This window comes from Streptomyces sp. V4I23 (assembly GCF_030817975.1).
In the GTDB taxonomy this organism is placed as follows: Bacteria; Actinomycetota; Actinomycetes; order Streptomycetales; family Streptomycetaceae; genus Streptomyces.
The window spans coordinates 5,818,553-5,833,647 of record NZ_JAUSZW010000004.1 but is presented as its reverse complement, the minus strand read 5'-3'; the positions used below and the strand labels follow the sequence as shown (position 1 = coordinate 5,833,647).

Sequence of the window (15,095 nt, the reverse complement as noted above, 5' to 3'; positions counted from 1 at the left end):
CGCGGGGACGTGCCCGTCCTCGCGGCGCCCGGTCCGGCGGGGGCTCAGCCGAAGAAGACGCCGACCTCCTCGTAGAGCGCCGGGTCGACCGTCTTGAGCTTGGCGGTCGCCTCGGCGATCGGCACCCGCACGATGTCGGTGCCGCGCAGCGCGACCATCTTTCCGTAGTCGCCGTCCCGCACCGCGTCGATGGCGTGCAGCCCGAACCGGGTGGCGAGCCAGCGGTCGAAGGCGCTCGGGGTGCCGCCGCGCTGGACGTGGCCGAGGACCGTGGTGCGGGCCTCCTTGCCCGTACGGCGCTCGATCTCCTTCGCCAGCCACTCCCCCACCCCGGAGAGCCGGACGTGGCCGAAGGAGTCGAGGGAGCCGTCCTTGAGGACCGCGTCGCCGTCCTTGGGCATGGCTCCCTCGGCGACGACCACGATGGGGGCGTAGCTGGCCCGGAAGCGCGAGGTCACCCAGGCGCAGACCTGGTCGACGTCGAAGCGCTGCTCGGGGATGAGGATGACGTTCGCCCCGCCCGCGAGACCGGAGTGCAGGGCGATCCAGCCTGCGTGCCGGCCCATCACCTCGACCACCAGGACGCGCATGTGGGACTCGGCCGTGGTGTGCAGCCGGTCGATGGCCTCGGTGGCGATGCCGACGGCCGTGTCGAACCCGAAGGTGTAGTCGGTGGCGGACAGGTCGTTGTCGATGGTCTTGGGCACGCCGACGCACTTGACGCCGTACTCCTCGTACAGCCGAGCCGCGACGCCGAGCGTGTCCTCGCCGCCGATCGCGACGAGCGCGTCGACCTCGTGCTTGGCGAGGTTCTCCTTGATGCGGCGGATGCCGGTCTCTTCCTTGAGCGGGTTGGTGCGCGAAGAGCCGAGGATGGTGCCGCCGCGGGGCAGGATGCCCCGGACGGAGGGGATGTCGAGCGGGACGTGGTCGCCGTCGAGCGGTCCGCGCCAGCCGTCGCGGTAGCCGACGAACTCGTACGCGTACTCCTGGACGCCCTTGCGGACGAGGCCGCGGATGACCGCGTTGAGGCCGGGGCAGTCGCCGCCTCCGGTCAGTACTCCGACACGCATGGAACTTCCCTTCGCCTGGGATGGGCCCTAGGACCGTCACGCTAATGGTGATCCAGGTCACTCAGGGATGGGGCGAACGGACAATTCCTGTGCTTCTCGGGGAGGTTGAGGGCGGGCATTCACCCGTACGGGTAGCACGGCGGGGGTGACGGTGACTCAGGCGTCGTCGAGACCAGCCTCGATCGCGTACCGCACGAGCTCCACACGGTTGTGCAGCTGGAGCTTGCCGAGGGTGTTCTGCACGTGGTTCTGCACGGTGCGGTGCGAGATGACGAGGCGTTCGGCGATCTGCTTGTACGACAGCCCCTTGGCGACCAGCCTGAGCACCTCGGTCTCCCGGTCGGTCAGCTGCGGCGCCTTCGGGGCGTCGGCGCCCGGTGAGGGGGCGGGGTCGGAGGCGAGGCGGCGGTACTCGCCGAGGACGAGACCCGCGAGGCCCGGCGTGAAGACGGGGTCGCCCGCGGCGGTGCGGCCCACGGCGTCCGTCAGCTCCTCGGTGCTCGCCGACTTCAGCAGGTAGCCGGTGGCGCCGGACTTGACCGCCTCGAGGACGTCGGCGTGCTCTCCGCTCGCGGACAGCACCAGCACCCGCAGGCCGGGCAGGGCCGCGACGAGCTCCTTGCACACCTGCACGCCGGGCAGCTCGGGCAGGTTGAGGTCGAGGACGAGGACGTCGGGAGCGGCGGCCTTGGCGCGGCGCACGGCCTGCGCGCCGTCCCCTGCCGTGGCGACCACGTCGAACCCGGCCGCCGCCAGATCGCGCGCGACCGCGTCCCGCCACATCGGATGGTCGTCGACGACCATCACCTTGATCGGCTGTTCTCCGGTCATTTCTCCGCCTTCCCCCGTGGGATTCTCAACTCGACTTCCGTGCCCTGCCCCGGGACCGAGACCAGCTCGGCCGTGCCGCCCAGGTCCCGCAGGCGGCCGCGGATGGACAGGACCACTCCCATCCGTCCCTCCCCCTCGGCCTGCGCGAGCCTGCCCTCCGGGATGCCGGGGCCGTCGTCCCGGACCGTGACGATCACCTCGTCCGGCCAGTCCTCGACCAGGATCCACGCCTGGGCGTCCGTGCCGGCGTGCCGGCGCACATTGTCCAGAGCGGCGCCGGCGGCGGCCGCGACCTCCGCCGCCGCGTGGGCGGGAAGCAGCACCGGGGCGCCCGGCTCCGAGAGCGTCACGCGCGAGCTCACGAAGGAAGCGAGCAGCGTCCGCACGTCGCACGGCTCGTCCGGGTCCTCGGGGAGGCGGCCGGCCAGGGCGGTGCGGGTGCCGCCAGCGGCCGGCGCCGCGTCGTCCGCGGGACCGGCGCTCCCGTTCGACGGAGCACCGTCCGCCACGGAACGCGGCGACGGGAGCAGGCCGCCCGCGACCAGGCTGCGCAGGGCGACCTCCTGCTCGCCCGCCATCCGGCCCAGCTCGGCGGCCTCGCCGCCGAGCGCGGTGCCGCGCCGCTGCACCATCGCCAGCACCTGGAGCACGCTGTCGTGGATGTCGCGTGCCAGCCGCTCGCGCTCGCGGGTCGCGGCCTCGATCTCCAGGGCGCGGGCGAGGGTGCGCTCGGAGGCGCGGGCGACCTCGACGACGTAGCCGATGGCGATGGAGGCGACCCAGACGAGCAGCACGTTGTGGAAGGTGTCCCGGCTGGGCTGGCCGCGCTCGATGATGTTGGCCACGGCGACGAGTGAGGAGGCGAACCCGGCCCAGCGCCAGCCGCCCTTGATGGCGAAGGCGAGGACGGAGCCCGCTGTCCATATCGACGGCAGCGTGGGGCCGTCCTGCGTCTGCGCCTGGGCGTCGGCCAGCGGGGTGAGCAGGATGCCGGTCAGCGCGAGGGTGAGATCGGCGATCAGGAATCCACGCGTGCAGCGGGCCGCGTTCGACACCTTGGGGAGCGTGGCGAGGGTCCAGACGACCATCACCGCGAGGAAGCCGACCGCGACGGCGGGGCGTTCGAACTTGTCCTGCTGGAACACGAACAGCAGCACCGCGTAGACCATCGTCAGGACGCGGTAGCCGGCCAGCGCACGCCACAGCGGCAGCTCGACCGACATCCGTACGACGCGCTCGCGCCTGGCCATCTCCCCCACCCCTGAAGCCGTGTCCGGTCGGCTAGGCCGCCGGACGCTGCGCCTTCTTCGCCTTCTCCGCCTCGGCCCTGGCGGCCTTCTCGGCCTTCTCCGCGTCGGCGATCTGCCGCTTGGCGGCCGCCGCGTAGATGTCGACGTACTCCTGGCCGGACAGCTTCATGATCTCGTACATGACCTCGTCGGTCACCGAGCGCAGGATGAAGCGGTCGCCCTCCATGCCGTAGTACCGGCTGAAGTCCAGCGGCCTGCCGATCCGGATGCCCGGGCGCATCAGCTTGGGGACGATCTTGCCGGGCGGCTGGATCTTCTCCGTGTCGATCATCGCGACGGGGATCACGGGCGCGCCGGTCGCCAGCGCCACGCGCGCGAGCCCGCCGGGCTTGCCGCGGTAGAGCCGGCCGTCCGGGGAGCGGGTGCCCTCCGGGTAGATGCCGAACAGACCGCCGGACTCGATGACGTCGATGCCGGCCTTGATCGCCGCCTCGCCCGCGCCGCGGGCGCCGGAGCGGTCCACGGGGAGCTGGCCCACGCCCTTGAAGAACGCGGCGGTCAGCCTGCCCTTGACGCCGGGCGAGGTGAAGTACTCCGCCTTGGCGATGAAGGTGACCTTGCGGTCGAGCACGGCGGGGAGGAAGAACGAGTCCGAGAAGGACAGGTGGTTGCTCGCGAGGATCGCGGGGCCCTCGGCCGGAATGTTCTCCAGGCCCTCCACCCAGGGCCTGAAGGCGAGCTTCAGCGATCCCCCGATGGAGAACTTCATGGCACCGTAGATCAACTCGAAATCCTCCTGTGTGTTCTCGAACAGACCTTAACCCCTGGTGACCCCCCGTCCCCCGTTCCGGTGCCGCTCGCGCCGTGACGGCCCTGGTCGGTGTCGGTCCGGTCGCGTACCGTGAAGTACACCTGCGGGCCTCACACGCGCCCCTCGTCCAACACACGTGCACACCTCACGAACAGGAGACCCCGGTGCCGGTCCTTCCTGGAGCCGAGCCTTTCCGCCACGAAGGCGGCGAGGTCGGCGTCCTTCTCTGTCATGGATTCACCGGTTGCCCGCAGTCGCTGCGCCCCTGGGCCGAATACCTGGCGGAGCGCGGACTCACGGTGTCCCTGCCGCTGCTGCCGGGACACGGCACACGCTGGCAGGACATGCAGGTGACCGGCTGGCAGGACTGGTACGCGGAGGTGGACCGCGAGCTGCGCTCCCTGCTGGAGCGGTGCAGCCGCGTCTTCGTCTTCGGCCTCTCCATGGGCGGCGCGCTCACCCTGCGCCTGGCCGCCAAGCACGGGGACGCGGTCCGCGGCATCGCGCTGGTCAACCCGGCGAACAAGGTGCACGGCGCGATGGCGTCGCTACTGCCCGTGGTACGCCACCTCGTGCCGTCCACGAAGGGCCTGACCAGCGACATCGCCAAGCCGGGGGTGCAGGAGGTGGGGTACGACCGGGTGCCGATGCACGCCGCGCACTCGGTGCGGCAGTTCTTCCGGCTCGTGGACGGCGAGCTGCCGCAGGTCACCCAGCCGATGCTGCTGATGCACAGCCCCGACGACCATGTGGTGCCGGCCGCGGACTCGGCGCGGATCCTGAGCCGCGTCTCCTCGACGGACGTCACGGAGATCCTGCTGGAACAGAGCTACCACGTGGCGACGTTGGACCATGATGCGGAGCAGATCTTCGAGGAGAGTTACGCGTTCATCGGCCGGCTCGCTCCGGAGGCCGGGACCACGGGGTCCCCCGCGACGGAGTCCCTGGGAGGGAGCACGACCGGTGGCTGAGCAGCACGATGCGGACCGCGAGCCGCAGCCGATAGACGAGGAGGCCGCGTGGGCGGCCATCGTCGCGGGGTACGGCGAGGAGCCGGCGGACCCGCCGGGCGCCAAGCCCTTCAAGTCCGTCGAGGACCTGGCGGGCCTGGAGAGCGGGGTGAACGAGTCGCCGTCGTCACGGCCTCCGGAGGACCCTGCCGACGACAAGCCCGCGCTGGGCAGCTCGGTCACCTTCGCGCCGGGGGTCGGGGGCGGCGGCCCCCGCGACTACAAGGTCGCCGAGCCGAGCGACGACGACTTCGACGAGAGCGACGAGGGCCATTTCGTCCCGCCGGAGCCGCCGCCGCTTCCGGAGGCGGACGTCACGGCGAAGTTCGCGTGGCTGGCGGTGGTGGGCGGCCCGGTGCTCATGCTCGTCGCGGTCCTGCTGCAGTGGGACATGACGTGGTGGCTGACGACGCTGTGCATCGGAGGCTTTCTGGGCGGGTTCGCGACGCTGGTGGCGCGGATGTCGTCGGGCGACGACGACGACGACGACCAGGACGACCCGGGGCGGGGCGCGGTGGTGTGACGGGGGCGTTTGAGCCTGGCGGCCGTGCGCGCTATCCCCTGTCCCGTAACGGGCTCCGCCCGGACCCGGTACCGCGCTGCGCGCGGTGAGGCGCTCGGAGGCCCGGGGCTCGGCCCGGCGGCCATGAGCCTGGGCGGGTGCGTGGCACCTGCGGCGGGCTTGTTCCCCACCCCGCCCCTTCCCGTAACCGGGGCAAGCCCCGGACCCCGGACCGCGCTTCGCGCGGTGTCCTCAATCGCCGGACGGGCTGCATACGCAGCCCCGCCGGCGTTTGAGGCGCTGGGGTCCCCCCGGCCGCCAGGCCGTAGGGGGAGGGTCCGGGGGCAGCGCCCCCGGTTCGGGAAGGGGCGGGGTGGGTGGGGTGGGGAAACGGCCGCAGGCAGCACGCGCACGCCGGGGCACCGCGCCCCCGGGGCCTACGACGCCGGCAGCCGCAGGGCCGCCAGGACCGGGAGGTGGTCCGAGGCCGCTCGGAGGTCCGGGTCCGTCACGCCGGGCAGGCCCCGCGGGACGCCGCAGCCCAGCACCTCCACCCCCCGCGTCGCGAAGATCGCGTCGATCCGCTGGTGCGGATCCGCCGGCGTCGACGTGTGTTCGTCTCCCCAGGGGCGCACCGCCCAGCAGTCCTGCAGCGAGTCGGCGAGGCGGCCGAAGCCACGCCCGCCGGGGCGTTCGTTGATGTCGCCCGCGGCGACCGCGTGCGGCGTGCCCATCGCGGCCAGCCGGTCCAGCAGCATCCCCGCCTGGGCGTAGCGCTCGTCCGTCTGCAGGCTCAGGTGGCAGCTGACCACCCCCAGCCGGGCCCCCGCGAACCGGACGACCGCCGTGGCGAAGCCGCGCCGGTGCCGGCCTCGGGTCAGCGGCAGCAGGACGTCCTCGGTGCGTTCCACGGTCGCCCGCAGCGAGCACAGCAGCAGCGGCCCGGCGGCCGTCGCGCCGCCGGACAGCATCACCAGATCCGTCCTGGCGGCGAGCCGCGCCGCGTGCTTGCGCCAGCGGAAGAAGCGCGGGGCCTCCTGGACGAGGACGAGGTCCGGCTCGCAGGCGCGGATGACCCGGGCCAGTGCCTCCTCGTCGTCGCGCATCGACCGGATGTTGTAGCTCAGCACCCGGATCACGGCCGAACCGTCCGGTTCGGTACGGGAGTTGGGAAGGGCGGGCAGCATGCTGATGGCCATGTGGATCAAGATACGACGGTGCCCGCCGCAATCCCACGAGGACGCGACGGGCACATGGCCGTACGGGCTCAGCCCTGGCGGGCCAGGTCGGCCGCGCCCACCAGGCCCGCCTTGCCGCCCAGTTGGGCGGCGAGGACCTGGGCGTGCGGACGCCACTGGCCGCCGATGAGCCAGCGGCGGAAGGACTTGCGGATCGGGTCGAGCACCAGGTCGCCCTCGTCCGAGACACCGCCGCCCACGATGAAGGCCGACGGGTCGAACAGCGAGGCCAGGTCGGCCAGACCCGCTCCCGCCCAGCGCGCCAGCTCACGGAAGGAGTCGACGGCGACCGGGCAGCCCTGCCGCGCGGCCTGGCTGATGTGCTTGCCCTCGATGCCCTCGATCGTGCCGTCGCCGAGACCGAGCAGGACGGTCGCGTTCTCCGGGGTGGCGTTGGCGCGCTGCTTCGCGTAGCGCACGAGGGCGCGGCCCGACGCGTACTGCTCCCAGCAGCCCTGGCTGCCGCAGCCGCACAGCAGACCGTCGGGGACGACGCGGATGTGGCCGAACTCCGCGGCGACGCCGAAGCGCCCGCGGCGCAGCTTGTTGCCGATGATGATGCCGCCGCCGAGGCCGGTGCCGAGGGTGATGCAGATGACGTCCTCGTGGCCCTGGCCGGCGCCGAAGCGGTACTCGCCCCAGGCCGCCGCGTTGGCGTCGTTCTCGACGACGACGGGGAGGCCGACGCGCTGTTCGACCTTGTCCTTCAGCGGTTCGTGGCGCCAGTCGATGTTGGGCGCGAACAGGACGGTGGCGCGCTTGTCGTCGACGTATCCGGCCGCACCGATGCCGACGGCCTCGATGTCGTGCCCCTGGCCGGCTCCCGCGACGGCCGCGCAGATCGCGTCCACGATGCCCTCGGGAGTCGACGGGGTGGGCACGGTGTGCGTCTCGAGAATGGCGCCCTCTTCGTCGACCACGCCCGCTGCGATCTTCGTGCCGCCGATGTCGACGCCGATGGTGAGTCCCATGTGTCCCTCAGTATTCGGTCGAGCCCCGCTACGCCAACCGTACCCGAGGGCGGGCACACGCTGGTCAGTCCAGGTCGATGTGCTCGCTCGGCCCGGGCCCGTCGTCGCGGGGGTCGTCGGTGTCCTTGGCGGTGTGGGAGCGCTGGGTCCAGCGGCGCTCCTGGTTCTCCACTACGGAGCGGTAGGCGGCCAGGAGCTCGCCCCCGGCGGCCGCGAGATGGTCGAAGACCTGCGGGTTTCGCTCGATCACGGGCTCCACGGCGGCCTTCGCCTGGTTCACGAACTGCTGCACGGCGTTCTGTGCGGCCATGCCGGGCAGCGACGTCTGGAAGGCGGTGACCTTGTCGGCGACGACGTCGAAGAGTTTGCGGAGTTCCTCGGCCGCGGAACCGGGCGGCGCCCCGTACTGCGCGCTGCGACGGGCCTGCTCGGCCTTGAGGTCCTCCTCGCACGCCGTTGCCCAGGCGTCTGCGTCGGCGTCGGTGTCGGGACGCTCCGTGGCATCGCTCATGGCGTACTCCTGCGGCAGGGCTGAGGGGTTCGTGTACTCGACGTTACCCGAACGGCGGTACCGCGTTCATCGTGCCCGCGGCCACAAGGCGGGGTCCGGCGTGAACCGCACGCTCAGGGTGTCGTCCTTGAGTCCCGCGCCGGCGACCGTGCAGCGGCGCAGCGCGGACGGCAGCGGGAGGATCCGGCGGAACGGTCCGACGGTGATCAGGAGTTCATCCCCCCGGCGTACGAGGGTGAGCTGCTCCTTGACGGCGCCGGGCAGGCCGAGGTGCCAGACCAGCGTGCCGTCGTCGGCGGGCTCCGGCTCCTTCGGGATCTCGCCGTCCCGGTCGTGCCAGATGGTGTCGGTGTCCGCGAGCGGGGTGATCCACTCCTGCCGGCGCACGGCCTCCTCGTACACGTTCTCCACCCGCCCCGGGCCCGGCCGGGGTCCCTCCCGGTCCCCGTGCAGGGCCGCCACGAGTCCGTCGAGGTCGTAGCCCTCCGGGTTCTCGGTGAACGCGTGCGCGAAGGAGCAGCGGTTCGCCTCCTTCTGCAGTCGTGCGAGGTCGTCGAGGCCGCGGGGGTCCCGGCCCAGGTGCGGCAGCAGGCAGACCGAGCCGGCCGGTATCCAGGTGGCCACCCATTCCTTCCTGCACCGCTCCTGCTGGGCGGCGAGCGAGGCCACGAACGGGTCCTCGGCCCCTTCCGGGACGCAGCGGTTGGCCACCACTGTCTCGACACGGTGGCCGAACAGGCCCAGTCCGGCGCGGGCGGTGCGCAGGGCGTCCGCGGCCGCGGGGCCCGGCTCGGCGACGAGGGTGAGGGCGGTGTTCCCGGACTCGATCACGGACTGGACGCCGGCCAGTTCCGTGTCCCAGCGCTCGGCGGTCTCGTACAGCCACTGTGCGGGCATGGGCACGCCGGCGAGCTGGGCGAGCATGGGGCGCAGCGCGCGGGCGGCCTGCCGTTCGGCGGGCAGCAGGCGGCGCAGGTAGCGGCGCAGCTGCTCGGGCAGGGCGAGCAGCGCGATGGTCTCGCGCAGCGGCGGCATGTCGACGACGAGGACGTCCCAGTCGCCGCGGGAGGCGACGGTCAGGGCCCGCAGCAGTGCGAACTGGTCGCTGCCGGGAAGTTCGGTGAGCTCCTCGTCCTCGAGCCGTGCCGCTCCGAGCAGGTCGAGTCCGGCCGAGGCGCGCTCCTGGAGGTCGAGGAACTCGGCGCGGAAGTCGGCGCCGGCGTCGACGAGGCCGGCCCACAGTCCGTCGGCGATCCGCGCCGGACGGGCGGGCGTGCCGGTGACCGGGACGCCGAGGACGGCGTCCGCCTCCGCGGACAGCAGGAGCGTGCGGCGGCCCGTCGCGGCCGCGGCGAGGGCCGTGGCCGCCGCGACGGTGGTGCGGCCCGCGCCGCCGAGCCCGGTGACGAGGACCCGGCGCATCAGGCTCCCGCGCCGCTCTCGACGCGCTTCTTCAGGCCGGCCAGGGCGCGGTCGATGATGACCTTCTCGGCCTTGCGCTTGATCATGCCGAGCATGGGGATCTTGACGTCGACGGTGAGCTGGTAGGTGACCTCGGTGCGGTCGCCGCCGCCGACGGGGGCGAGGCTGTACGAGCCGTCGATGGAGCGCAGCATCTGCGACTTCACCAGGGTCCAGCTGACCTCGTTCGCGCCGTGCCAGGTGTACGCCAGGGTGTGGTCGTCCTTGATCGCGCCCGCGTCGAGGACCAGGCGGACCTGCTCGGCGCGGCCCTCGGCGTCGGTGGCGAGCACCTCTGCCTCCTTCACCTCGCCGGTCCACTCGGGGTAGCGGGCGAAGTCGGAGATCACGCCCATGACATCGGCCGGCGCCGCATCGATCGTGATGCTCGAGCTGGTGTGTTCCGCCATCGCTGCGGCTCCTCAACAGTGCGGTGATGACCGGGGTGGTGTGGTGGTGAGCAGGCTATCGCGAGCGGAACGCCCGGCGGCGGCGGGCCCGGCCGACGGCGCGGGGCATGCCGCGCGGTGCGGGCGCACCGGCTCGCCGGCCGGTCACCAGGTCAGCGACCAGGGCCGGCCGGTGGACGCGAAGTGCCCGACGTTCACGCACTCCGTCGCGCCGATCCGCATCCGGCGGGCGAACGGCTGGTGGACGTGGCCGAAGAGGGCGTAGCGGGGCCGGGTGCGCCTGATCGCCTCGAGCAGGGCCCGGCTGCCGCGTTCGAAGCGGCGGGCGACGGTGTCGTACGCCAGCTCGGGGACGTCGGGCGGGATGTGGGAGCAGAGGACGTCGACCTCACCCAGGGCCTCGACCTTGGCGGCGTAGTCCTCGTCGGAGATCTCGTAGGGGGTGCGCATCGGGGAGCGCAGTCCCCCGCCGACGAAGCCGAAGACGCGGCCGCCGATCTCGACCCGCTCGCCGTCGAGGACGGTGGTGCCGGGACGGGCGAACTCCGGCCACAGGGCGGGGATGTCGACATTTCCGTATGTGGCGTACGTCGGCGTGGGGAAGGCCGCGAAGATGTCGGCGTACTGGCGGCGCACCGCGGACTCGATGGCGCTCTCGCGGTCGATGCCGAGCTCGGCCCAGAGCCTGCGGCCCAGGTCGCGGGCCTCGTCGAAGCGGCGGGCGGTGCGCAGTTCGACGATGAGGTCGGCGTTCTCGACACCGAAGAGGTCGGGGAAGATGCCGCGCGAGTGGTCGGCGTAGTCGAGGAAGAGCACCAGGTCGCCGAGGCAGACGAGGGCGTCGGCTCCGTCGCCCGCGATGGCGAGATCTCCGGCATTGCCGTGCACGTCGCTGACCACGTTGACTCGCATGCCTCGCATGGCGATCACCCTAGAGCGCCCTGCGGGACGCGGGTAGAGGGGGCGGAGCTGCGGTTACTTTCGGGGCAGGGACGGAGTGGAATAGTCTGCCCGGTGTCCAGCCATTGCCGTGTGACGCAGGGAACATTGGCCGGGAACCCCTATCGGGAACTGCGTACTGATGGGTAACGTCCGGGCAGTCCAGTCGTGCTCGCCCCCCCACGAGCACCTGCCCGATCTTGGACCGCAACCGGTGCATCACACAGAGCCGTGGCACCGGCGCCCGATGAGGAGCAGCAGTCTTGCGCGAGTTCAGCCTTCCGGCCCTGTACGAGGTCCCCACGGACGGCAATCTGACGGATCTCATCCGCCGCAATGCCGCGCAGCACCCCGATGTCGCGGTCATAGGCCGCAAGGTCGCCGGTACGTGGACGGACGTCACCGCCACCCGGTTCCTGGCCGAGGTGGTGGCCGCCGCCAAGGGCCTGATCGCCGCCGGCATCCGGCCCGGCGACCGCGTGGCGCTGATGTCCCGCACCCGGTACGAGTGGGTGCAGCTGGACTTCGCGATCTGGAGCGCGGGCGCGGTCACCGTGCCCGTGTACGAGACCAGCTCGCCCGAGCAGGTCCAGTGGATCCTCGGCGACTCCGGTGCGGTCGCGGTCGTCGTCGAGAGCGACGCGCACGCCGCCGCCGTCGAGTCGGTACGGGGGGCGCTGCCGGAGCTGCGGCACGTCTGGCAGATCGAGAAGGGCGCGGTCGACGAGCTGACCGCGGCCGGCGCGGACGTCTCCGACGACCTGGTCGAGGAGCGCGGCGCGACCGCGAAGGCGGACGACCCGGCGACCATCGTCTACACCTCCGGCACCACCGGCCGCCCCAAGGGCTGTGTGCTCACGCACCGCGCGTTCTTCGCCGAGTGCGGCAACGTGGTGGAGCGCCTGAAGCCGCTGTTCCGTACGGGTGAGTGCTCGGTGCTGCTGTTCCTGCCCGCCGCGCACGTCTTCGGCCGGCTGGTCGAGGTGGCCTCCGTGATGGCCCCGATCAAGCTCGGCTGCGTGCCGGACATCAAGAACCTCACCGACGAGCTGGCCTCCTTCCGGCCGACGCTGATCCTCGGCGTGCCGCGCGTGTTCGAGAAGGTCTACAACTCGGCGCGTGCCAAGGCGCAGGCCGACGGCAAGGGCAAGATCTTCGACAAGGCGTCGCAGACGGCGATCGCGTACAGCCGCGCGCTGGCGACGCCCTCGGGCCCCTCTATCGGTCTGCGGGTCAAGCACAAGGTCTTCGACAAGCTCGTCTTCAGCAAGCTGCGCGCGGTGCTGGGCGGCCGCGGCGAGTACGCGATCTCCGGCGGCGCGCCGCTGGGCGAGCGGCTCGGACACTTCTTCCGCGGCATCGGCTTCACGGTGCTCGAGGGCTACGGCCTGACCGAGTCGTGCGCGGCGACCGCGTTCAACCCGTGGGACCGGCAGAAGATCGGCACGGTCGGTCAGCCGCTGCCCGGTTCCGTGGTCCGGATCGCGGACGACGGCGAGGTGCTGCTGCACGGCGAGCACGTCTTCTCGGGCTACTGGAACAACGAGGCGGCCACGGCGGAGGCGCTGGCGGACGGCTGGTTCCACACGGGCGACATCGGCACCCTCGACGAGGACGGCTACCTCGCGATCACGGGCCGCAAGAAGGAGATCCTGGTCACCGCGGGCGGCAAGAACGTCGCCCCGGCGGTGATAGAGGACCGTATCCGGGGGCACGCGCTGGTCGCGGAGTGCATGGTCGTCGGCGACGGCCGCCCGTTCGTGGGCGCGCTGGTCACGATCGACGAGGAGTTCCTGGCCCGCTGGGCCGCCGACCACGGCAAGCCGGCCGGTTCGACGGCGGCGTCGCTGCGGGACGACACGGACCTGCTGGCGGAGCTCCAGAGGGCGGTGGACGACGGCAACGCGGCGGTGTCGAAGGCGGAGTCGGTACGGAAGTTCCGCGTGCTGGCCACGCAGTTCACGGAGGAGGCGGGGCACATCACGCCGTCGCTGAAGCTGAAGCGGAATGTGGTGGCGAAGGACTTCGCGGACGAAATCGAAGCGATCTACGCCTCCTGACGAGGGCGCCTTGCCGCCGGGCCCCCGCCCGGGGGCGCGCCTGTCGGGGCTCTGCCCCAAGCCCCGCGCCGCGAACTCCCCCTACGGCCTGGCGGCCGTGGGAGGCCCCCAGCGGGGCCGGGTTTGCCCGGCGCACCATTAGGCCTCCGCCCCTGACCGCGCGCCTCAGACAGCGGCGGGGTTGGGTTTGCCCGGCGCGACCCGTGCAGATCCGCACCCCGCTTCGCACGTCAATCACCCTGCGCGGCCCGGCCGTTGGGGCTCTGCCCCGAACCCCGCGCCTCAGACTCCTCCCACGACCTGGCGGCCGTGAGGAGGCCCCCCAACGGGGCCTGAATTGCCCGGTACGCCATTGGGGCCTCCACCCCTGACCGCGCGCCTCAGACAGCGGCGGGGTTGGGTTTGCCCGGCGCGACCCGTGCAGATCCGCACCCCCGCTTCGCACGTCAATCACCCTGCGCGGCCCGGCCGTTGGGGCTCCGCCCCGAACCCCGCTCCTCGAACTCCGCTACGACCTGGCGGCCGTGGGAAGTGCCCCCAGTGGAGCTGGTTGTGCCCGGCGCAGCCAGCAGCGCTGGACAGCGGCAAAGCAGCCACTCCACCGTTCGAGGACACCACGCGAAGCGCGGCACAGAGAGACCGCCGCGCAGCGGCAACTCAGCCTGTCCGGAGCCCCCTCCCACGGCCGCCAGGCCGTAGGGGGAGATTGAGGACACCGCACGGAGCCCGGTACAGGTCCGGGCGGAGCCCGGTTCGGGATGAGGTGGGGCGGGGTGGGGGAAACGAAGCGCCCGCGCCTCAGAGCAGCGCCCTCAGCCTCTCCGCCAGCAGATCCCAGCGCCACCGCTCCTCCACCCATGCACGGCCCCGCTCCCCCATCCGCCTCCGCAGCTCCGCGTCGTCGAGCAGCGTCGTGATCCGTTCCGCCGCGTCCTCGGGTGAGCCACCGCGCACCACCCAGCCCGTCTCGCCGTCGAGGACCGCGTCCGGCGCGCCGCCGGAGTCCCCGGCCACCACCGGCAGTCCGGTCGCCGACGCCTCCAGGTAGACGATCCCGAGACCCTCCACGTCGAGGCCGCCCCTGCGCGTACGGCACGGCATGGCGAATACGTCGCCCGCCCCGTAGTGCGCCGGGAGTTCCGACCACGGCACGGCGCCGGTGAAGCGCACCGAGTCGGCGACACCCGTCTCGGCGGCCAGCTTGCGCAGGTCCTTCTCGTACGGGCCGCCGCCCACGATCAGCAGCACCGCGTCCGGGACCCTCGCCAGGATCGCGGGCATCGCGAGGATCAGCGTGTCCTGCCCCTTGCGGGGCACCAGACGCGAGACGCAGACGACCACGGGCCGGTCGCTCAGCCCGAGCCGGCCGCGGATCTCGTCGCCGCCCGAGCCGGGGTGGAAGGTCTTCTCGTCGACGCCGGGCGGCAGTTGGACCATGCGCCCGGCGGCCTCCGCCGTCAGCGCCCGGGCGATCCGCGAGCGGGTGTACTCGCCCAGATAGGTGATCGTGTCCGTGCCCTCGCCGATCCGTCGCAGCAGCTGCCGCGACGCGGGCAGCTGCGCCCAGCCCGCCTCGTGTCCGTGCGTGGTGGCCACGATCCGTCGCGCGCCGGCCCTGCGCAGGGCCGGCGCCATCAGGCCGAGCGGGGCCGCGGCACCGAACCACACCGACTCGCAGCCGTGCTCCCGCAGCAGTTCGACGGCCCGCCGGGTGACCCGCGGCGTGGGCAGGAGCATCGTCGTACGGTCGCGTACGACGGTGAACGGCTGCTCCGCGTCGAAGGCGGCGGTCGCCTCCGCGCCCTCCCGCCCGCGCTTCCAGGTGGAGGCGTAGACGACGAGCTGCCCGGGGTCGAGCCGCAGCGCCATGTTGTGCAGGAATGCCTGGATGCCGCCGGGCCGCGGCGGGAAGTCGTTCGTCACGATCAGCGTCTTGTGCATCGCCGCCGACAGTACCGAACGGTCTCCTCCGCGTCCCGCACGGCCCCGCGCGGCATGATGGGCAGCCACTGCCGACGAAGGGGACGC

At 72.5% G+C, this 15,095-nt stretch carries 14 protein-coding genes; 3 read left to right on the top strand and 11 right to left on the bottom strand.

Translation table 11 applies throughout. From position 1 onward, the window contains the following. Positions 1-44 precede the first annotated feature (44 nt). From QFZ82_RS28815 to QFZ82_RS28800, 4 genes are all read right to left on the bottom strand, one after another. The gene (locus tag QFZ82_RS28815) at positions 45-1,073 is read right to left on the bottom strand and encodes a 6-phosphofructokinase (RefSeq protein WP_307715921.1); all 1,029 of its coding nucleotides are present in this window, start codon (positions 1,071-1,073) and stop codon (positions 45-47) included. Between the two features lie 156 nt (positions 1,074-1,229). Next, positions 1,230-1,904: a response regulator transcription factor gene (locus QFZ82_RS28810; RefSeq protein ID WP_177152804.1), complete on the bottom strand. Its 675-nt coding sequence runs from the start codon at positions 1,902-1,904 to the stop codon at positions 1,230-1,232. Beyond that, the gene (gene macS / locus QFZ82_RS28805) at positions 1,901-3,154 is read right to left on the bottom strand and encodes a MacS family sensor histidine kinase (RefSeq protein WP_307715920.1); all 1,254 of its coding nucleotides are present in this window, start codon (positions 3,152-3,154) and stop codon (positions 1,901-1,903) included. Before macS ends, QFZ82_RS28810 begins: the two co-directional genes overlap by 4 nt. Positions 3,155-3,185: 31 nt before the next feature. Then, positions 3,186-3,938: a 1-acyl-sn-glycerol-3-phosphate acyltransferase gene (locus QFZ82_RS28800; RefSeq protein WP_256356428.1), complete on the bottom strand. Its 753-nt coding sequence runs from the start codon at positions 3,936-3,938 to the stop codon at positions 3,186-3,188. 191 nt (positions 3,939-4,129) lie between these two features. Between QFZ82_RS28800 and QFZ82_RS28795 the strand changes: the two genes are divergently transcribed. Then, the gene (locus tag QFZ82_RS28795; protein WP_307715919.1) at positions 4,130-4,936 is read left to right on the top strand and encodes a carboxylesterase; all 807 of its coding nucleotides are present in this window, start codon (positions 4,130-4,132) and stop codon (positions 4,934-4,936) included. Next, positions 4,929-5,498, top strand: coding sequence for a hypothetical protein (locus QFZ82_RS28790; protein WP_307715918.1), 570 nt, complete (start codon positions 4,929-4,931; stop codon positions 5,496-5,498). The genes QFZ82_RS28795 and QFZ82_RS28790 overlap by 8 nt, the downstream gene beginning before the upstream one ends. Positions 5,499-5,914: 416 nt before the next feature. On the opposite strand, the gene QFZ82_RS28785 is transcribed toward QFZ82_RS28790, so the two are convergent. The 6 genes from QFZ82_RS28785 to QFZ82_RS28760 form a co-directional block, all read right to left on the bottom strand. After that, a complete protein-coding gene (locus QFZ82_RS28785; protein ID WP_307715917.1) occupies positions 5,915-6,676 on the bottom strand; it encodes an endonuclease/exonuclease/phosphatase family protein in 762 nt (253 codons plus the stop codon). 68 nt (positions 6,677-6,744) lie between these two features. Then, a complete protein-coding gene (locus QFZ82_RS28780) occupies positions 6,745-7,686 on the bottom strand; it encodes an ROK family glucokinase (RefSeq protein WP_307715916.1) in 942 nt (313 codons plus the stop codon). Between the two features lie 64 nt (positions 7,687-7,750). Next, on the bottom strand, positions 7,751-8,197 hold the full coding sequence (locus tag QFZ82_RS28775) for a DUF5304 domain-containing protein (RefSeq protein ID WP_307715915.1): 447 nt from the start codon (positions 8,195-8,197) through the stop codon (positions 7,751-7,753). Positions 8,198-8,263: 66 nt separating this feature from the next. Next, the gene (locus QFZ82_RS28770; protein WP_307715914.1) at positions 8,264-9,619 is read right to left on the bottom strand and encodes an ArsA family ATPase; all 1,356 of its coding nucleotides are present in this window, start codon (positions 9,617-9,619) and stop codon (positions 8,264-8,266) included. Beyond that, on the bottom strand, positions 9,619-10,068 hold the full coding sequence (locus tag QFZ82_RS28765; RefSeq protein ID WP_307715913.1) for an SRPBCC family protein: 450 nt from the start codon (positions 10,066-10,068) through the stop codon (positions 9,619-9,621). Before QFZ82_RS28765 ends, QFZ82_RS28770 begins: the two co-directional genes overlap by 1 nt. Before the next feature lie 144 nt (positions 10,069-10,212). Next, positions 10,213-10,968 (bottom strand): metallophosphoesterase, encoded by a 756-nt coding sequence (locus QFZ82_RS28760; RefSeq protein WP_307717872.1) that lies wholly within the window; start codon positions 10,966-10,968, stop codon positions 10,213-10,215. Between the two features lie 302 nt (positions 10,969-11,270). On the opposite strand from QFZ82_RS28760, the gene QFZ82_RS28755 reads away from it, so the two are divergent. Then, positions 11,271-13,067, top strand: a complete 1,797-nt coding sequence (locus tag QFZ82_RS28755; RefSeq protein WP_307715912.1) for a long-chain fatty acid--CoA ligase — start codon at positions 11,271-11,273, stop codon at positions 13,065-13,067. A 798-nt stretch (positions 13,068-13,865) separates the two neighbouring features. Here the strand turns inward: QFZ82_RS28755 and QFZ82_RS28750 are convergent. Continuing rightward, positions 13,866-15,008 carry a glycosyltransferase family 4 protein gene (locus QFZ82_RS28750; protein ID WP_307715911.1) on the bottom strand — a complete coding sequence of 381 codons (1,143 nt, stop codon included), beginning with the start codon at positions 15,006-15,008 and terminating at the stop codon, positions 13,866-13,868. Positions 15,009-15,095: the final 87 nt, after the last annotated feature.